We start from the raw sequence: 20,164 nt of genomic DNA on the forward strand, positions 1-20,164 counted from the left end.
CTATGAATAAATATTAAAGGAGTTGACGGGCGACCCAGAAGTAATAAATGGGTCAGGGTAAACTTTTCCAAAACCATCATTTCCCAACCTCACTCTTACTCAAACATCTCTGTGCGACTTGATACACAATCGCGTCGACTTGTTGTTGGCTGAGAGTTTGGGTTCGGACAGCTGGTATGGTTTTGACCAACTGCTTATGATTTAGGATGGGGAACGGTGGTTTTGTTTGGCTTGTTACAAACCAGCCGGGGAAGACCAGCACTGGGCTGGCGAACACTGGTTGGCCTGTGGCTTTGGTGAGCCATTGGCTGACCCACTTTGCTTGGCGTTCGGCTTGTTCTATGGGTTTGGTTTCCGTCCAAGAAGGGAAGCATAAGCGGCCGTCTTTATAAAATAGTTGGTAGTCTTTACCTTGGGTAGCGCTAGTCGCTTTACTGTCGCGTTTGCGCTTGTGGCGGCCTTTGGTTTCTATGGCGAATACGCCATTTTTACCTATGGCTAAGTGATCGATGTTAAAGCCGTCGGCTTGGATGTCGTGAAACACTTGATAGCCCAAAGCTTGCAAGCCGATGAGCTCATTGGCAGTGGCGATTTCTGCGGTGTGGCCTAAACGTAATTTGGTGAGTTTGGAAAAGTTTTTCCGCGTTTTGTGGCCGCAATATCCTAGGCCAAGGATGACAATTGGAGCGAAAGCGATTGGGAATGAGCTGTCGCTAATATGCTTGACGATACTTTCGTAGGCAAACGGGAACGTTACAACAATAACTGCCATCGTTAGGCCGGCGACGAGATCAAACTGTAAGTCTTGAATTTGTTGCTGTAAGCCATATGCGGGGATTCGCTGGAGTTGCTCGCGATCGACAGGCAGTTTTACCGTGTGGTCACGGTATTTAAGCATTAGGTGCATAATCAACACCATCAAAAACATACCCGAAAGCAAGATGATGGTGGCGAGTACATTAGTGAACAGGTTTGCCATTGTCATCCTTGAAATTTAGTGTGGTTATACAATCGGTTGCTAATATAAATCCATTATATGGCTTGATTAATATACTCCAGTTTTACAAAAATGTAATAAAAAGTAGCCGAAATGTGATTTTTTGTGCTTTAGCTCTAATTGGCACTGGAGATGACGCGTTTACACGAGTTGATGCTAGCTAACATATGCGGGCTTTTTGTGGTTATGGCTGAGATTAAGTGCTGCCACTGTTTGCTTTATTTTATGATTCGAAAGCATCAATAATGTATCGTGATGCTTTAGTGCTTACTGCTGAAATATCAAAAAATGCTGTGTAATCAGTGCTGATACGGTAGACTTTACCTTAACTTTTAGATAACAAATGGATTTATATTTAGATGCACGGTAAAAGCTTAGTTATTTTAACTCTACTCATCAGCGTGTTTAGTTCTGCGGTTTATGCTCAAGCAGACCCCATTAAACCTGTGTTGGCTGAAGCCAATCCATGGGCTCAGATTGCTCAAACGGACTTAACCTATATCTACCAAACGGTTAAGGCTAATCATCCCGGTGCCATAGATGATCAAAATTTATATTTTTCACAGTGGTTAGAACAAGGTTATCGTGAGGGGTTAGCGCGGGCAAAAAAAGCGACATCGTTACAGGATGTAACCAATAGTTTGAGCTATTTTGTGGCAGGTTTTGCTGATGGTCATTTTGGCATTGCGTTTAATCAACACCCTGATATGCAGTCTTGGGCTGGCATAGGTATTGAAAAACAATTTCAGGATTATAAAGTCTATTACACTGCCGAAGATTGGGGCGGGCGGCTTCCTGCGGTTGGTGCCAAGCTTATTTCTTGTGACAATATTGCGGTCGATACCATGATGAATGAGCATATTCTTAAATATCGATTCAACAACAATCAATTGAATGCGCGCAAAGTGTCTTATGCTAAAAAGTTACTTATCGATGATAAAATTGGTGAATTCACTAGACCAAATAGTTGTGTGTTTGAGTCAAAGGGTGAGCAAACTGCCTTTTCATTGCATTGGCAAAAAATTGATCGCAATGATTTATACCAAACGCTCACTCCTGTGGCGTTACCCAAAGAATTTAGTATTGATGAATTTACACCTAAGCATTATTGGGTCCGGTTGCCCAGTTTTTATCCATCGGGTGCTGATGAAACCAAATTGCAAGCCATGATAATGGCGCTTGCTGGTTTACGTGATGCAGAACTCGTGGTGTTTGATGTGCGTGGCAATGGTGGCGGCAGTTCGCAGTGGGGCCAAGATTTAATGAGTAGCCTTTATGGTAAAGCTTATATCGCGCAAGTAATGCAAAATAATCCAGATAATAGCTACGCTATGTGGCGTGCAAGTGAAGATAATCATGCTTACCTTGTCAGCTTGAAACCTATGTTAATTCGTCAGTTTGGCGCTGACAGTGATATCACTACTTCGTTTTTACAAACCACTTTAGATATGCGGCAAGCGATAGATAATCAACAATCATTGGTGAAAGAAGCGTTACCTAAAAATAGCCAAGCTTTGCAGGCTGCTGTTAATCGCCATCAGACTGAGAAAAGCCTATATCAAGGTAGTACGATTTTACTTACCGATAAATCTTGCGGCAGTGCTTGTTTAGATTTCGCCGATTTGAGTTTATCAATACCGCAGCTTATTCATGCTGGCCAAGAAACTTCTGCCGATACTGTGTATATGGATGTTCGCGGGATTAATTTACCTAGCAAACTTGGCGCATTTTCACTGGCGCAAAAAGTATATCGAGATCGAAAAAGAGGCCATAACCAAAGTTTTGTTCCACAGTATCAGTTTAATGGTTCAATGACGGATACACAGGGATTACAACACTGGGTTTTAAGCTTGATCGCTCAGAAATAGTGGCTTAGGTTTGCTATGAGTGAGGGAGAACATTTTCCCCTCACTTAAAGCCATCACATTAGCAATAGCTTTAAATCCGCTCACAGTCTTTATCAATCACTTTTAAGTGTTTTTGAGATGTTTAGATTGAACAAGTCATTACACAATAATGACTTGTTCAAAACGGTATTATGTTGATGAGTTAATTCCCTACAAGGGTTATTGAATCGCAGCGACAACGCAATTGCGTCCTGCGGCTTTGGCTTGATATAGGGCGGTATCGGCAGCTATCAGCAAGCCTTGGGCGGTGTCTTCATTATGATGTAATATTGCATAACCTATGCTGATGGTGACGCTAAGTAATTGGCCCTTATCTTCAACTCTTAACTCACTGACTTTCTGGCGTAACTTTTCAGCTATCAGCATGCCGCCTTCTGCCTCAGTGTGGGGCAACACCACCACAAACTCTTCGCCACCATAACGGGCAACAAAATCTGCGGGTCGATTTAAGCTTAGTTGCAATTGTTTGGCGACGGCCACTAAGCAGCGATCGCCGCTCAAATGACCGTGTTTATCGTTAAACGCTTTAAAGTGATCAACATCGACAACCAACAAACACAGTGGCTCTTGGTATCTTTTGGCGTGGTCTATGTCTATTGCCAGTTGTGTTTCTAGATAACGGCGATTAAATAAGCCTGTTAATGTATCTTTGACACTTTGCTGATATAAGGATTCATTGGCCCTGTGGGCTGCGACATACAGACGGTTGACCTCCCATAACAAGGCGAACAGTAACGCCATAGAAGAAACCGAGCTGCTCACTCTTGCAGCATACCAACCTAAACTGAAGCGGGCGCCAGCCAATAGGGTTAACGTGACATCAATCAGGCTGGCCAGCAACGCCACACTCAGCCATGTGTAAAGCACATTGTTACTGCGTGCCCGTCTTACCATAAAGAATAATGCCAGCACATTTAATCCCCACACCATTAAGGCATAAGGGCTATTTAATAGCTGCTTATAGCTGTCTTTATCAATTAAGACGGGTAATAAATGGCTACCCCATGTGGCGAATAAGGCCAAACCTAAACTAACCAGTAGGGAAATAAATACAAAGGCAATCAGCCAATATTTGATATTGAGATCAGCAGGGTTTTGGTTAATGATTTTTTTCGGGGCAATTAATGCCAGCAAGAGCAAGATCGGAAACGATGCATGCCAAAATACCCAAATCCATACCGCACTTTGCTCCCCAGCATGCAGTAAACCACTAGGTGAAAAAACACCTGGAAACACTAAAAGTTGCACCGTCACTAAAGGGATAAGGAATAAATAAGCACAAGCAACAAACCCTGAGAAAACCTGCCGGTTACTGGCAAACTGCGACAGCAGTAAATAGGCCGTAATACTTTCAAGCAATACCACTGAAGTGCTGTATGCCGGCAAAAAAGGGGCAATATCGACCAAAGGTATTGAAATAAAAGGGCTAATTATCAGCGCTGAGATCAGTAATAATGAGGCGGAAAAAAAAGCCGCCCGTTTATGTGGTTGTTTGGATACAAAAGGATAAATTCCCGGCACTACAGCTCGCTAATTGAATGTGTTTATGTGGCTACTATAGGAAAATATCCATGTATTTACCAGCATTCGCGCCCAAAGACCCATCAGCAAAGTGATCATCTGTGGCTCAGTGCTATTTGGCTTTTAAGCGTTTTATCCCCTCGTTGATGCTAGTTAGGTGCTCGGTTTATCAGTGTCATTATGCAAAGCCACTATGGCTGAATTAAAACATGTTTACGGCCTAACCATTTGTCTAGAATACGTGGCCGAGTAAACTTTTAACATTAACTCAAGTCTCCAGTTTTATGTAAAATGCCTCAATAAACATCAAAACGGGTAGGGCGTTAAGCGAAGTACTGGCTTTGTATTAACGATAGCGCTGCGTTATGTTTCTTACCTGACTGTTTTAGTTCACGACTTGCCTGCTTAATGATTAGGAACCCATGAATAAAGAATACCAAGTACGGATCGATCGGGTGCTTCAATATATTGAGGCTAATCTGACTAACCAGATTTCACTAACAGAAGTGGCAAACGTCAGCTATTTTTCGCCTTATCATTTTCATCGTATTTTCTCTGCCATTATGGGGGAGACAGTTAATGATTACATTGTGCGCCGCAGGCTTGAGAAGGCGGTCAACATACTGATTTTTAAAACTCAACTGCCTATTACCCAGGTGGCGTTAGACTGTGGTTTTTCATCCAGTGCTAACTTTTCTAAGGCGGTAAAACTCTATTTTGGCTTTAGCCCGACTGAAATAAGAAACCCAGATAAAATAAAAGATAGCAAGATTGGAAAAATATACAGCAAGTATGGAAAAGTGTTTTGCCCTGCTGATTTGTATCCTAGTCGTATCACCAATGAGGTGACGAAGAGCCCTAATTTAGAGGATACCAATATGAAAGTGGAAGTGAGAGATTTTGATAGCCGACGTGTATGTATTTTGGCTTCAAAACGCGGTTATGAACCTGAGTCGATATATACCGCATGGGACAAACTGATTGATTGGGCAGCAAGCAATGGCATAACGCAAGATGCGCAACAACGCTTTGCATTTGCTTATGATAATCCAACGATAACGCCAGCGGATAAATGCCGTTATGATGCTGCGATAGTCATTGGGAGCAATATAGAGGTTAATCCTCCGTTTACCACATCTGAAATCCCCAAAGGTAAGTATGCGGTACTTTATTTTAAGGGCATCCCTGAAGACACGATCAAGGCTCAACTGGGTCTGTACTCTGATTGGTTGCCAAATAGCGGATTTGAACCTGATAATTTTCCGATGTTAGAACATTATTTGAATGACGCCAGAGTTGACGGTTATGTTGAGATGGAAATTCATGTCAAAGTTAAGACCATTTAATTGTGGTTACAAAAGTGGGGTGGGGCAGAACCTGCCTCACTTTTTGTCGTTTAGGTTTTACCAGTGATTGTATTCATGTATAGGTGAAATATAGCTTTATGGCTGACTTATTAAGCATTCCTAGCATAATTTCATCCTTAAATTTAAATCACTGTAAAACAAAAGCGACCGAATGGTCGCTTTTTTGTTGGTTGAAAAATGCAGCTTTAGCCTTAACCACTTAAATGAACCCTGGGTAAGTCAGTGACCATGTTTATTGCAATGACGCTACAATTTCACGGAAAAACGCGATGGTTTCTTGTTTTGAATTCAACTCATCAAGAAAGCCCAAATCGGCGCTGTTTTTAACTATCACTACATTGTGTTTTTGGTTTACATAAATATATTGCCCGTATACGCCGACACAGAAAAATTCACCTTGTTCGGCTTCTGGCGGTAGCCAAATTTGATAGCCATAACCTAATTTGCCGACTTGAGGTTGTAGGTAATCAGCTTGTGGTGTGGTGGCGGCTTTAATCCAGGCTGCTGACACGATTTGCTTACCATTAAATGCACCATTGTTCAGTAATAAGCGGCCAAAGCGGGCGTAGTCACGGGTAGTAACATTTAAGCCGCCTAAGGCAAAGGCAGTGCCCTGGGAGTCGGTAAGCCAATAGGCATCGCTTTCCATGCCAATGGTGTTCCAAATATTTTGCTGTAAAAGCTCGACTAATGATTTACCGCTCACTCGCCTAAGTATCATGCCAATAACGTGGGTGTCCATACTGACATAATGAAATGCTTTGCCTGGAGCTGACTCATTAACCAGTTCGCTGGTCATTTGATCTAACGAGCCGCCAATCGCCAGTACCCGGCCCATTTTATTAATGTCAGAGTAGAAGTCTAGGTAGTCTTCGTTCCACTTAACTCCAGATGACATTTGCAGTACGTGTTTCACTTTGACATTACCATAACCAGATGTGGCAAGCTCGGGCAGATAAAAGCCGACGGTTTTTTCGATATCAATCTTGCCAGCATCAACCTGCATACCGAACAATATCGATACAAATGATTTGGCCATTGACCACGAGATGCGTTTGTCATCACTTTTAGTGCCGAGAAAATATTGCTCAAAGGTTATTTTGTCGTCTTTAAGCACCAGTAATGCTGTTGTTGCCCTTCGAGTGAGAAAATCGTCAGTGTTAGTGACGTGACCTCTATAAAGAAATGATTCAGGTAAGGCAGCTAAGTCGACGTCGAACACATAGGGATCGCCTTGTTTGACGATTTTTTTGTTAAAAAAGACATTCTTCATATTGGAAAAATTATCTACCACGAGTGCCTCATCAAATAAGCTGACCACGCTGTATAAGCGAGTAACGCTTTGCCAATTAAACGCGACAAGGATGATGACAATAATAAAAATGCTTAATAAGACAGCTTTGATGAACTTAAACACAGTCGACATTGACGTTTCCTGGTAGATAAAATTGATGTAATGACAATAACCTATAGCGATCATCGACATAAATCAAATGCTTAACAAGCAGGCCGTTGTCGCCCTTGAACGTGATGTGAACCATGCAATAGGTCGTAATGTTAAATCCTTAGAATCTGCAGAAATAATATCCTCACCGTGGTGCAGCAATGGTAAGTTGCAGCTGTCTATTTCTATTTAGACACAGCTGTTCAATTTGCTCCGTAATTACAGCGCTTGGTTGCAGAGCTAAAATCGCGGTTGTGTCCAAGTTTTGTTTGATTATCCTCGTGGTTATTGATGATATTATTTACTGTGTGTTTTAAATTAACGTTCGGTTGACGATTTTGTTACGTTTTTCTCTATTGCTAAAGTAGGTGTTGGCAGCGCTTAATACATTATGTGTGATGTATTTTGTTGAAAAATATCAATAACTTCATTTTGTTTGTTTATTTTAGCCCTTCATTACTTTAGAGTATGCGCCGCTAGGAAAGCAGGTTAGCCCGACGGTAAGGTTAGGCTACATTTGAGTTAATGGATAACCCCCACTTTTGATGATTTATCCATGCTTTATATCTGCTTGAACCTCCTAGCGTAAAATAATCAAATAAAGGAATGATTGATGAAAAACGTTACTGCATTAGCACTAGTATTAGGTTTTGTGGCTTTACCAGCTATGGCTGCACAAGATGCACCATTTCACCACGAAGCGAGTTTAGGATATTCTGCTAATACTGAAGAATTCGGTGATGGTCTATGGGACCTTAACTACCGTTTCTATCTTGACTCTGTATCACAAGAAAAAGGTCCATATGCATTAAATGGCTTTTTAGCACAATCTACCAATGTTGGTGCTAGCTATAAAATGCAAGATGATATCGACCTTGATATTTTCTCTGTTGATGGCACTTATGTTTTCGATTCAAAGTGGTTTGTTGGCGCTAAAATCGAACGTTATGATGTTGGTAGTTTTGATACTGACACTTATCAACTTGATCTTGGTTACTACTTCAACGACAGCTCAAAAGTTGCTGCATTCTATGTTGATGGTAGTGATATTGATTCAATCTACGGTCTTGAAGTTCGCAGCTTTATCGATCTAAAAAACACTACTGGTGTTGATTTAGGTACTAAGTGGACTCATACCGATGCTGACGATATTTTCAACGTTAATGCTGATTGGTATGTAACTAAATCATGGTCTGTTGGTTTAGGTTATGACGATAACGGTTCAGACGATAACTTTACCGCCAAAACAGCTTATTGGTTACGTATGTCAGATGCTTTTTCAGCTACATTTGAGCTAGGAAAAGTACTTGATTCTGACGTAGACGGTTTGTTTGTTGGTGTGGGTGTTGTTGGTCGTTTCTAAGCGCTAGTTAGAAATGATTGATATGTAATTGTTGATATACATCGATGATTAATATAAAAATTAAGGAGCCTTTTAGGCTCCTTTTTTATTGTTTGTTTTTTCATCGTTATGCGAACTTTAAGCATTGAGCATTTCTCAGTAATAAGTATTAAGTCATTTGGGCCACGTTTAGGATTACGCATTCTGGCAATGCTTACATCTTTGTCATTCCGGTAATGCATTTGAGCCGGAATCCAGGTTTTGACTTTGTTTAAGGTGTCCAGTGTGCTTGTGAACACTCCGTGGTTTAGCCCTTTGTAGTTAAATCAAGTACGCGTAATCCACCCACTAAAACGGTCATTTCTGGCACCGTTATGTCAAGTTGGTCTGCTTTATTAACTAACATATCAACAGGCGACTTATAGCTTTACTCTGCGTCAAAGTGGTTCCTAAAACGCTAAAGTAAACTTAAGGTATTTACATCTGTCATCGCTTATATGGCATTACCACACTGGAATTAAATGGCACTGATATAGTAAAACCAACATCTTTAGCGGCATTTTTTATTGTAGCGGTATCCTCTAGAACAGTTAAGTAGGCCTGTGATACTTTGTTTTTACGAATGAAGCTGTCTTTGTAGTCTTCTTGAATCGCTTTTAGTGTTGAATCATTCATGCTATCTAACTATCGACTTGATGTACCCGAAGATTAGAATCTGGTGCCAAATGACTAAGCGAAACTAGGGTATAGGAAAGTATCTAAATGGTTCGTCTCACAAAAAGTTCACAACGACTCGTGCCGTCGAAATTCTAATTAAAGTGTGCTTCCTTATGATTCAGCTCACTTATTCTATAAAAAATAGCTAAAGAACATACCCAATATAATATAAAATGTTCAATTTATTTAAGTTTAACTAATTACTTATAAGGTTATGTTGTTGTTTTAAAAGGATTTGATTTTTACATAGAAGTTAGTTACTCTCTATTAATGGATTTTTAGAACATGGAGAGTTAAAAGTGGGACTATTTACAGATCGTAATTATAAGCTTGAAGATGCTGCACATGAACCTGTTATTTACTTAGCTAAGTTAATGGAACTTGATCAATATTCAACTTATATTCGAAGTAATAGCGAAAAAATACTTCCGATATTAATTGGAGTATTACTCTATCGTCAATTAAGTAGACCTGAAAAAAATAAAATTTTACCGATGGCAAATAGCCTAAATAATCCTCAGTTCCTCAATTCGATTCAGGCTTTACTGTCTCAAAATATAGCTAATCCGAACTGGAACAAGTGGTGTTTATCTAACTCTGAATTAAGAGATTACTTCCAACGTAATAAAACTGTAAGTGAGTTTATTGGTACTTGGTTCTTCACAGTTGAACCTAAACTAGAGGTGAGTTTTTTAGCTAGTAGTATTTTTTCAGTGGCAGCATTAGGGGTAAGTGGTTTTGCTCTAGAGGCTTCTGGAGGTGCTGTTACTGAATCGATGGTATCTTCGTTATCAAAAAAAACAGGTTTAAATATTACAAAAAGTTCTGTAAGAGCTTTAGGTAGGAGCACAATCATTGTAATGATTCTAGCAAGCACAATGAAGATGCTGAGTGATAGTGATATGAAGTTAGCTAAAAAAGAGCTCTTACGTAGAGGCTTATTGAATGTTGAGGATCTTTAATTGATATTTTGGATAATAGCTTATTTATTTTCTTTATTCTTAGTCTGTGTTCATTCCGTTTCTATAATAAAGAAATTAAAACTAAAACAGAAAATTAATTTTTTTGATAAATCTATTTTCTGCTTCACTTTGTGTTTGAATCTTTTCTCCATTTCAGTATTTTCAATAATATCTTTAGATTTTCTCAATGTTAGTTCTATATTCAAAGTTGCAATAGTCACTTTGAGTGGAATACCTCTATTTATGGTAGTGTTGTTTTCTATGTCGCTCTCAGAAAAGTCGTAAGGGATGGGTTCTGGTGCATAATGTTTTGAAATATAAATTTATTTTATTTATGGGCTTGTTTTTTTCGGCTAACGCTTATACTAGTGCTCTATCTACGATGACTTGTAAGATATTAGTCATTGCAGACACAGATATTGTCAGTAATCAATCAGAGTATGATCATGATATTAAGTATAATTTCCAATTTGAACATAAAAATCAGATTATAAGCGCTACGGTTGGTGTGATTAGACCCGAACATAAGTCCATATTGCTAAATAAACCTGCAAAAGAAATCTCCAGATTTGAAGTTATGGAAAATGCTTCTATCGAATACGGAAGAATATTGGAAGAAGAGCTTTTCTATGATGTCAGATTAATATATACACAGAATGGTTCTTGGATCCAACATAATACCAAATTAACCTTTTGGGCGGCAGAATTCCCAAGCGTACTCAATAGTCAGACATTATTCGGTTTTTGGTCAATGGCGACCGATGAAGAATTATTTACTATTACATTACTTATATCACCGCAGGCACCAACTTCTGATGAATATGACCTATTAGCCACTGATATAGCAATCGATATCGTCAATCAAATAATAGATCAATGTCAGATTCAATTACTTAGTGATGCAGTTTAATCTATGGCGCTCCGAGAGGGGCAGAGTTAAAGTATCAATTTTTAGCATACCTTATATTAATATATTTCATCAGCAACTCGCCATCGCTTAAATCCGCTTAAAATCCTTATCGAGCAGATTACTGACGAGCAATTGTCCTGCTTGATTGACTCTACATTCGCTATATTTTGCTTGTGCAAATTCCTCTGCTCGGCCTTCTTCAAAAAAAAATGCGTTACCGGCAAGTTTTACTCTGCCGTCACGAATGTGGTACTGAACCAGTCGCTGGGCGGGTGTTAATACCGCGCCACGATAAATGCTGTCGAATTGGGCAATGCGATTGTGGTCGAGAGTGACAATCATAAAGCCATCATGGTTATCGGAGTCTTGCTCGACTGACCAGCTGATCGCAGTCGCAATATCATAATTTAGCTCCATATAGTCGCCTTGCATTAGGGAGCGTGGATCGACGGGGGCCAGTTTGAACAGGATTATTTCGCCATTAGCTAACAGCTGCTCTTGTTGATAGATTTTGTAGTTAATCAGGGCAAGTATCACCACTGCCGCAATAATAGCCCAAAGTGACCGCTTACTCAGCTGACGTGGATTGAGCGCCCCCATGCTATTCGAGGTCATTATGCTTGCTCCTTATTAAGTGGTCTGGGCACTTGAGCGCTTTCAACCATAGCGCTCACTTCAGCCCCATTTTCAGTGATATTATTAGGCTTATTTTTACGCTTAGCGCGAGTATTTTTACTTATGGCAAATCTGAGCATTAGTAATACTATGCCGCTGGCCATTAACCATAAAGATTTATCAAACAAGTCGATGTGGAGTGAGTAATAATACATGCCGATAAAGGCGAGTAGGGCACATACCGAAATGATGACTAATTTTCGTTCGTTGTAAAAATAGCCTAGCAGGAGCATCAATACTGCGACGCTTAATCCGCTCATGACGATGGAAAGTAGGCCGATTAATATTGCCGCGAGGATCACCATCAACTTGTTCCGAGGACGCACAGTAACAATTCGATTGGTATTGCTATCGGTAGTTAAATTGAGCAGGTTAACAATGTGATTCATCAGCCATAGCGTAGATAACAAGCTTATTGTAATGGCCAAATACTCACTGATGCTAGAGTTAAATGCTATTAATACGCTGGGTCTTTCTATGATATCGCCCATATCAGATAACATGAAATTGGCGAGGAGCAAATTAATAGCAATGGCATAACCTAACATTCTAAGACGCTGATAATACTGCGGCCATCGATAAACGTGCGACCAAATAAGCACTAAACACAGCAGCAATAATGGCAATATTAATAGCGTGACCTGGTTAATCACTAAGATAGCCAAAAAGCTAGGCACCATGGCTAATGCAGCCACAAATTGGTTGGTTTTATGAGGAATGATAATCCAGTGAATCATAAACGTGACCAGGTAAATCAGTGCAATCAGGGTCTCATGACTAGACTCTAGCCTTTCGTAAATCCCCAAAAGCCACATTATTTGTCCGCTTAAGCTAAATGCAAATACCATCTGCAGAATAAACTCTTGCCGATTGGCGCCCAGACGGTAATAAACTAAACAGCTTAGACTTAGTGCGGCACCAAGGCCGATAAAAGATTGGTCGATATCGCCAATGATGGATCCACTGACTAGCACACAGGCCAATAAAAACAGCGCCGCAACCCAGCCGCCAATAATTTGCATGGCAATAATGTACCAAGGGCTGGCGAGTGTGGTTTCTGGTGTTGTATTAGTGTTTACCAGTTGGTGGTTAACCAGCGTTTGCCATAATGCCGTGGCGTTGAGGTTACTCATCGGTGGCTACCTCAGTTTTAACATCACTATTGCTCGCGTCTTTATGCTCAAGACTTGCCATTTCGCTGAACTGTTTCTGCCATTTTTTTAGCCAATATAAGCTGCCACTGGTTACACCTACGACTACCATAGCAATCAGAAAAAAACTCGCTATTGAGTCGTTAGATTCTAATAGCGCTCTTGAAAGTAGTGACACAATAGCAGCGCTGATGCTGGTTAATACCAGGGCAAGTGGATATAAGGCGGGGGCGCGATAACGGTACCATATAAATAAGCTAGTCAGGGTGAGTAGGTAAAGTAGCGCATAATAAACAGCATGTTCACTGGCTTCATACTGATAGTTTAAGTCAAAAATGACCCAAATGATTAGCCAGGTAAATGCACTTACGCTAGCAAGTAAACTGCTTTTTTCAACCATGGGGCAGTTAAAGCGTAATTGGCCAGGCCATTTACAGCGTTTAGCTATGGTAAATGCTAGGTGGATGACTAAGTTCGTTACGCCAAAAATAGCGATTTGTTGGATGTCTTCCTGTAAAAAACTAAACACAGAAGCAAAGGATTGAAAATATAGTCCTTGGCTTATATTGATTAAGACCACCAGCAGTAACCACAACAGATCAAAGCCTGCGATGTAGGCAAAGGGTAAAATTAACACTGCCCAAATAGCAAATAGTTGCCAAGGATCTGCGCCGGTTTGGTATGTCTGTCCCACCAGTGCCAGTAATGCTCCAAGCATGATGCTGGCACCGAGTAACATGGCATTGGGCAAACTCCAGCCATAAACATTTTGGCTCTGTTGTTTAAGAGTTTTTTGCGGTGAATGCTGCTTTTTTTGCATGCGGTTAATCAGATAAAACCCACTAATAAACAGAGCAAATAACCCTTCGACTATGGCAAATTTACTCAGGTGCGCTAGTGCGTCCCAATTGAATGCCATGAAAAATATCATCCCAGCGCTAAGTAGCAATACCCCAAGATAGAGTAATATATTGGCAATTAGTTGCTGCCAATTTTCTGTGTTTGGGTGTGGATAAGCTACTAACATTGCAGCTTTAAGGTTTGTGGGCTCGATTTTGTTGTCTAAAAACCATTGCCATATGTGTGAACGTTTTTCAATCATCCTTGTTCGTTATCCTTTTTCTGAATCAATAGCCGTCCAAGTTTGCTCGTACTAACTCTAATTCAAGCTCACGTTATTGATATGCAATTTAAAGCTATGGAAAAAATCAAACAGCGTTTTAAACATAGCTCATCTGCTGAGCACTTTTCATTAATATTAGCCCTTATCATGAGAGCTTAAACTTGGACTCTTGCCTGACAGATGGCATCGCGAGTGTTGTGTAGACAGTAACCGATATTGATTGCGGCTATCAACGACTATTTGCCGATACGATACTGATTTTGCTATTAATATCATCAAAGTTGCCAGCGCTTGGTCTCTGGAGTAGGCAACAAAATGGCAGTAATAGCTTTTATACCTCATATGCGTTACCTGCCGTGATGTAACACTGCGCTGATGTGCATGAGGTTACTGATTAAATCCGTTTTTAAGCCATTGATGAGACATCATTTATATTAGTATCTTCTAGTGGCGACTCACATTTATAGCAGTCGCTATTGAGCATCAGGCTGGTATTGCCTACAATAGCGCACGTTTTATTAACTACAGCACAAGACAATGAACGACACTACAGCTAAACCTGCTTTACCTGATCGCCTTAGCGTTAATCCACGTAGCCCACATCATGTGGAAGCCGTTTTCGAACACGAGATTGGTATTTTACTTAATGGCAAAGAGCGTAATGATGTTGAAGAATATTGCATCAGCGAAGGTTGGGTAAAAGTTGCCTCGCACAAAGCATTAGATCGTCGCGGCCAACCGCTTACGATGACAGTAAAAGGCAAGGTTGAAGCGTTCTATAAATAGAACTGAGCATTATCTCTGAGCCTATTTATTCACTGTGTAAAAAAGCGAACCTGAGAAGGTTCGCTTTTTTGTTAGGCGCTGTAGCTATGTTTTACCGCGGGGATGGCTTCTATTCCATAGCTTGGTGCTGTGTTAAAGCCCATTACCTGAGTATATGTTGACTCGTTTACTCATGCTCAAAAACACAGTTGCTTAACACTCTTTATGGCTAAGCATAGCCTTTACTCAAGTCATACAAACGATTTGATAACTCTGAAGACGAACTACTGACATTCGCTAATTCAAGCGCATCTTTAGCATTTAAGTCATTACTTACTCTAATGTTTTCGGCTAGTTGGTTAATTTCGCCCGATACGCTTGATTGTTCACTGGCGGCCATCGCGATATGCGAGGTACTGCTACTGATGTCACTAAATACTTCAATAATTTCGTTAAACCCTGCAATTACTTTTTCTGATCGAGCTAAAGATTCTACGGATAAGGACTGTGAACTGACGATGATGTTCACGCCCTGACTAGCCGATGTTTGCAGCTGCGCGATCATCGCTTCAATCTTACTGGCTGACTCTTGAGAGCGGCCTGCGAGGGTTCTTACTTCATCGGCAACCACCGCAAATCCGCGCCCTTGTTCACCCGCTCTAGCGGCTTCAATGGCGGCATTCAATGCTAACAAATTGGTTTGCTCTGAAATACTCTTAATCACATCTAACATGGTTCCCATTTGCTGCGAGTCAGAAGCAAGACGATTAATTATATCGGCTGTTTTTTGGAGTACTTGTGACAGCTCTTGGTTAGCTTTGCTGTTTTCTTCGACATCAACCATGCGCCGTTGAATAAGCCCTTGGGATTCGTCGACGGTTTCTGATGTTGATTTTGTGTTTCGTGCCACTTCGGCAGCGCTGGCAGACATTTCAGTGATGGCCGCTGCGAGCATGTGGTTTTCTGTGAGTTGTGATTCAGCCCGTTGTTTTAGCATAGAAGACATTTCATTGAGCTGTTTGGCTCTATCTTTGGCTTCTACCGCTTCGTTTGCTATTTGTCCAAGCAAGCCTTTGAGATGCTCACTATATTGATTAACCGCTTGTTTTAATTTACCTATTTCATCATAACGATCTATCTTGAGCGTTGCAGCAGAACCGCCACTGATTAACATGCGAATTTGCGCAGTGGTCTCATTGACCCATTGCATCACTTTGTTAGCATTAAAAATTAGAATACCAACAAAGAACAGCAGCATGGGAATGAGCGTCGCATATAAACTAAAGCTTAAGTCGCTGATAGGTTTTTGGATAATGGGATCAGGCAAAACAATACCAATTTTCATGCCTTCTTCGGCCATGTCCATTATTGCCAACATAGAACCACTGTCTTCCACTACGCCCTCTGGTAAGTGGATAATGGTCTGGCCGCTATTGATTGCGCTCAACAGCGGTTGAAGGCTGCTATCTTGGGCGGCGACCTCACTGAATTTTTTCATATCAAGTGATGATGAGCGAATACTTGGAAAGCTGATTATTTGATTGTTTTGGCCCAATACAAAGTTAAAACCGCCTGACTCTTGGTTTTGGCGCTTAAATAATTTATCTAAACCCGCTAGCATTAAATCAACGGTTGCGACGCCCCAAAACTTACCTGCTCGATTGATCGCGACAGTACAGGTCACCATAGCAGTGCCACTGACAGGGTCTTCATAAGCTTCAGACCAACCACACTGTCCGGTTTTAAGTGAACGCCCAGCGATATACCAAGCTTCGTTGTGATAGCCTGGACCATCAGGCTTATTGTAATCATCAATTTTGTCTAATTGCCCTGAAGCATTACGTGCCCAAAAAAAGGACTTTAATGCCACACCAGAGCTAAACGCATTAGGTTCTGGCCAAATACCACCACCAGCGATATTGCCATTGCCAAATTGGTCAATAATTTTGGGAAATAACGCGCTAAATTGCTGCTCGTCTAAGGGTAAGGTTTCTGCTAATGAGGCTAAGCTTTGGGTTAGCACCGAACCTTTGCTTAGTTCAATTCTAACCTCGTTGACACTGGCTGAAATACGCAGTAATTCTTTCTTTTCAACTTCTTTTTGAATTACCGGTAATGCTAAGGTCTGCATTACAATATAAATAAGCATAATCACTGTGACTAATAAGCCCACACTAAGATACTTTGCTTTTTGTGCAATCAATAACGTTTGCTTTTCCATAAAAGGGTTACCCTGCGCGAGCTCGCTGAACCGAATGTTACTTTAACTTTAGTCTAGGTTGTTGGTTTTATGTTAATACTTTAGTTACTATTTTTTACATTTGTTGTTATATCGTCATCGACAACTGCCACGCTTAAGTCAACCTTGCCAAGGGTGTGTTACTTTTAGCGCATATTTAGCCGTTGTGGTTGCCTTAGCGTTAAACCACTTAGCCGCATCATGTGGCTGTAATTTTCGAATTTGAGATTTGAGATGGAGATGGTGTTTAATGGCAAAGAGCGGACAGATGTTGAAGCCGGTTGCAGCAGTGAAGGTTGAGTAAACGTCACCTCGAAAGCATTAGATTGTCGCGGCCGAGCACTTAAGATGACACCGACTTTAAGTAAGGCTTATTCCATCTTCACTAAGTGTTGAAAACAACAGGCTAGCCGTCATGACTGACCTGATATATATTCACGGAATATTTTTTAACTTTATATACATGAAATATAATAGTTTATTGCTATTTTGTTATTATAACTAATTAGTCTGTTGTAACAGAAATAGCGAGTTCAAAGGTAGTGTCTGTTCATCATGTATTTCATTCCTTTATCTGTAAACAATCTCTGCCAACTATTACAATGCTTAAACACTGGATGTTGCCCATCATGACTTTCATTCATGTTGAATAGCTGTAGAATCCGCGCCTTGTTTTACCGCTAACCAATATTTGTGTATTTATGATGATAGATCTGGCTTTGCTGCCTTTATATTTAACCACTGTGGTCGCGTTATTGTTAATCCCTGGGCCTGACATGCTGTTGATCGCCAGTTCGAGTTTGAGCTATGGTCGCAAAGTGGGTGTGTATGCCAGCTTTGGTAATGCGACTTCTGGTTTAATTTTAACCTTGCTTGCAGCTATGGGCGTTTCTGCTCTTGTGGCGATGAATCCAATTGCGTTAGAGCTGTTAAGGGTATTGGGCGGAGCGTATTTATTGAAAATGGGCTGGGATTGCATGCGCAGTGGTGCCAGCGATGCGCCCGAGTTTAGCCAGCAAGGTAATGTCGCTAAACTACTTTATCGTCGTGCGGTACTGAGCAATTTACTTAATCCTAAAGCACTGATCTTTTTTGTGTTGTTTCTGCCCCAGTTTGTTTCTACCCAACTCACTGCCAGTTCAGGTGAACAGATGCTGGCACTCGGTTTACTGCTGAACGTAATGGGCTTGACGTTCAATTTGCTGTTGGTGGCATTAGTGGGCAGTTTGGGCAAACCATTGCTGAAAAATGAAAAGTTTCGTGCTTATCAAAATAAGTTTATGGGGATAATATTTTTTGCTTTAGCCATTTGGTTACTGGCATCGCAAGTGCAGAGTATTGCTTAACCATTACGGTTAAAGAGGCCATTAACTAAAAACCACGGTCATTAGCCGTGGTTTTTTGATCTTATTGCTGGCGCATTCACATCGATAATGCATTTGGCGAGCGACGATTTATCGTTATGATTCACTTTTAGCGAGTTTAATCGCCGCTATCTCTTTTTCAACCGCGGCTACCACGGCATGAGGGCTGCTCAGGTATTGTGAATGGTCGATAAAAATGGCGTTATCATTAACTGTCATCACCAACACAGGAAAACCAGTGGTACCAATGATTTGTTGAATTTCTTCTATGCCTTCCAGTACGTATTCTGCATCCATACTGAGCTCATCTTTAAACACTTTATTTGATGGTGATAGCTTAAATTTTTCGACGATGTCATTAAAGTCGTGTTTATTACTAAGCGGGTTACCTTCAATGAAATGAGCTCTTTGTAGCGCATTGAGCACAGCTAATTGCTTGTCAGCTTGTTTGCCCTCTAACCAGGCCATAAAGTTTGCGGTTTTGATTGAGCTTTTAGGGCTGTTTGCGTAGCGAATATGGTCGCGACCAAATTTAAGTCCACTTATTTTTGCCGCTGCTTGCATTTGTTCTTCGCCAGCACTGTCTTTGCCGATGTAATGCGCACTGTGTAATAAGTGAATATTCATTTCTGGATAGGCTTGTTGCAATGCGTTCACCAAAGGTGTGGCGGCATAGCTCCAAGGGCAATGTGAGTCGTAGATAAAATAAAGCTCAGTGGTCATTAAATGAATTCTTGTTTGTGATCAGATGAACTGATCCTAAATAGTTTATCGCTATTATTCAATCAATCCTTGCAGTAATGACGACAACCGATATTGACAGACTGTCGTAGAGTGCTCGATGAGGTTAATACTCATGTACCTGCAATATATTAATAAGTAAGAAACCCAGCAATATCGGCGGTATTGCTGAGTTATACCACCAATGCTTGCGGATCAGGGGCGCGCATGCGATCCCACCATTCTTTGTTGGCAACAATTTGGCCTTGATCATCAATGGCTGGGTAGGGGATTTGCTTGCGTCGACAGGCTTTGGCGTAAACTGGATGACCTTGTTCAAACAACATAGTTTGGCAATAAGCGTGATCAAGTTTGCGGCTGCCGTACATATCGGCTTGCTCACGTTGGCGCTGGGCTTCATACATGACTAATGCTGCCGCTACAGACACATTAAGCGACTGCACCATGCCTCGCATGGGGATGATGATGTGTTGATCGGCCGCTGCAATCGCTTCTGCGCTCACACCATCACGTTCGTTACCCATCACGATAGCGGTAGGTTTGGTGTAATCAATTTCACGAAAATCCACGGCCGTGTTTGAAAAGGTCGTCGTAAGTACCTGCATTTTTTGTGCTTTAAAAACCTGATGAGCTTCTGCAAACGTGTAATGCTTAACCGTATTCACCCACTGTTGGCTACCTGAAGCGGTATTACCAGATACTCGCATATCGATATCTGGCCATACGGCATGAATTTCATGAATACCGACACAATCAGCAGAGCGAAGAACCGCAGCAATATTATTGGTCATATGCACTTTATCAAGGCAAATCGTTAAGTCGACTTGGCGATTATCCAGCATCTGGTTTATTCGGGCAAAACGTTCAGGGCTCATGGGGTAACTCTAGTTGATTTTTCACTCTATTTAACCTTTGCTTGCCGCACAAAATGCGTTCAAT

General features: G+C 41.0%; 17 protein-coding genes. 7 read left to right on the forward strand and 10 right to left on the reverse strand.

Annotated features, from left to right (window positions below; translation table 11 throughout):
* Positions 1-76 precede the first annotated feature (76 nt).
* Positions 77-979 (reverse strand): nuclease-related domain-containing protein, encoded by a 903-nt coding sequence (locus tag GW828_RS07310; RefSeq protein WP_273058194.1) that lies wholly within the window; start codon positions 977-979, stop codon positions 77-79.
* Positions 980-1,356: 377 nt separating this feature from the next.
* Between GW828_RS07310 and GW828_RS07315 the strand changes: the two genes are divergently transcribed.
* Complete coding sequence (locus GW828_RS07315) at positions 1,357-2,865, forward strand: S41 family peptidase (RefSeq protein WP_273058193.1); 1,509 nt, start codon at positions 1,357-1,359, stop codon at positions 2,863-2,865.
* 198 nt (positions 2,866-3,063) lie between these two features.
* Here the strand turns inward: GW828_RS07315 and GW828_RS07320 are convergent, their stop codons facing one another.
* Entirely contained in the window at positions 3,064-4,425 is a 1,362-nt protein-coding gene (locus tag GW828_RS07320) for a sensor domain-containing diguanylate cyclase (protein WP_273058192.1), read from the reverse strand.
* Between the two features lie 422 nt (positions 4,426-4,847).
* Between GW828_RS07320 and GW828_RS07325 the strand changes: the two genes are divergently transcribed.
* Positions 4,848-5,771, forward strand: coding sequence for an AraC family transcriptional regulator (locus GW828_RS07325; protein WP_273058191.1), 924 nt, complete (start codon positions 4,848-4,850; stop codon positions 5,769-5,771).
* A gap of 253 nt (positions 5,772-6,024) precedes the next feature.
* Here the strand turns inward: GW828_RS07325 and GW828_RS07330 are convergent, their stop codons facing one another.
* Complete coding sequence (locus GW828_RS07330) at positions 6,025-7,218, reverse strand: serine hydrolase domain-containing protein (protein ID WP_273058190.1); 1,194 nt, start codon at positions 7,216-7,218, stop codon at positions 6,025-6,027.
* A 631-nt stretch (positions 7,219-7,849) separates the two neighbouring features.
* Here GW828_RS07330 and GW828_RS07335 point away from each other — a divergent pair.
* On the forward strand, positions 7,850-8,599 hold the full coding sequence (locus GW828_RS07335; protein ID WP_273058189.1) for a putative porin: 750 nt from the start codon (positions 7,850-7,852) through the stop codon (positions 8,597-8,599).
* A 465-nt stretch (positions 8,600-9,064) separates the two neighbouring features.
* Here the strand turns inward: GW828_RS07335 and GW828_RS07340 are convergent, their stop codons facing one another.
* Positions 9,065-9,253: a hypothetical protein gene (locus GW828_RS07340; protein ID WP_273058188.1), complete on the reverse strand. Its 189-nt coding sequence runs from the start codon at positions 9,251-9,253 to the stop codon at positions 9,065-9,067.
* 341 nt (positions 9,254-9,594) lie between these two features.
* Between GW828_RS07340 and GW828_RS07345 the strand changes: the two genes are divergently transcribed.
* Together GW828_RS07345 and GW828_RS07350 are read left to right on the forward strand one after the other, a co-directional pair.
* On the forward strand, positions 9,595-10,257 hold the full coding sequence (locus GW828_RS07345; protein ID WP_182755120.1) for a hypothetical protein: 663 nt from the start codon (positions 9,595-9,597) through the stop codon (positions 10,255-10,257).
* Between the two features lie 298 nt (positions 10,258-10,555).
* Entirely contained in the window at positions 10,556-11,167 is a 612-nt protein-coding gene (locus GW828_RS07350; RefSeq protein WP_273058187.1) for a hypothetical protein, read from the forward strand.
* 87 nt (positions 11,168-11,254) lie between these two features.
* Here the strand turns inward: GW828_RS07350 and GW828_RS07355 are convergent, their stop codons facing one another.
* Genes GW828_RS07355 through GW828_RS07365 form a run of 3 tightly spaced genes read right to left on the reverse strand, consistent with a single transcriptional unit; the run spans position 11,255 to position 14,095 of the window.
* Positions 11,255-11,782, reverse strand: a complete 528-nt coding sequence (locus GW828_RS07355) for a GDYXXLXY domain-containing protein (RefSeq protein ID WP_273058186.1) — start codon at positions 11,780-11,782, stop codon at positions 11,255-11,257.
* Entirely contained in the window at positions 11,782-12,975 is a 1,194-nt protein-coding gene (locus GW828_RS07360) for a DUF4401 domain-containing protein (protein WP_273058185.1), read from the reverse strand. The genes GW828_RS07355 and GW828_RS07360 overlap by 1 nt, the downstream gene beginning before the upstream one ends.
* The gene (locus GW828_RS07365) at positions 12,968-14,095 is read right to left on the reverse strand and encodes a DUF2157 domain-containing protein (protein ID WP_273058184.1); all 1,128 of its coding nucleotides are present in this window, start codon (positions 14,093-14,095) and stop codon (positions 12,968-12,970) included. Before GW828_RS07365 ends, GW828_RS07360 begins: the two co-directional genes overlap by 8 nt.
* A 558-nt stretch (positions 14,096-14,653) precedes the next feature.
* Between GW828_RS07365 and GW828_RS07370 the strand changes: the two genes are divergently transcribed.
* The gene (locus GW828_RS07370; protein ID WP_124015478.1) at positions 14,654-14,902 is read left to right on the forward strand and encodes a DUF3297 family protein; all 249 of its coding nucleotides are present in this window, start codon (positions 14,654-14,656) and stop codon (positions 14,900-14,902) included.
* Between the two features lie 208 nt (positions 14,903-15,110).
* On the opposite strand, the gene GW828_RS07375 is transcribed toward GW828_RS07370, so the two are convergent.
* On the reverse strand, positions 15,111-17,102 hold the full coding sequence (locus tag GW828_RS07375) for a methyl-accepting chemotaxis protein (protein WP_124015479.1): 1,992 nt from the start codon (positions 17,100-17,102) through the stop codon (positions 15,111-15,113).
* 719 nt (positions 17,103-17,821) lie between these two features.
* Here GW828_RS07375 and GW828_RS07380 point away from each other — a divergent pair.
* Positions 17,822-18,466 carry a LysE family translocator gene (locus GW828_RS07380; protein WP_124015480.1) on the forward strand — a complete coding sequence of 215 codons (645 nt, stop codon included), beginning with the start codon at positions 17,822-17,824 and terminating at the stop codon, positions 18,464-18,466.
* Positions 18,467-18,580: 114 nt separating this feature from the next.
* On the opposite strand, the gene GW828_RS07385 is transcribed toward GW828_RS07380, so the two are convergent.
* A complete protein-coding gene (locus GW828_RS07385; RefSeq protein ID WP_124015481.1) occupies positions 18,581-19,207 on the reverse strand; it encodes a protein-disulfide isomerase in 627 nt (208 codons plus the stop codon).
* A 191-nt stretch (positions 19,208-19,398) separates the two neighbouring features.
* Complete coding sequence (gene trmH / locus GW828_RS07390) at positions 19,399-20,100, reverse strand: tRNA (guanosine(18)-2'-O)-methyltransferase TrmH (protein ID WP_124015482.1); 702 nt, start codon at positions 20,098-20,100, stop codon at positions 19,399-19,401.
* Positions 20,101-20,164: the final 64 nt, after the last annotated feature.

The organism is Shewanella vesiculosa (assembly GCF_009994065.1).
GTDB lineage: Bacteria > Pseudomonadota > Gammaproteobacteria > Enterobacterales > Shewanellaceae > Shewanella > Shewanella vesiculosa.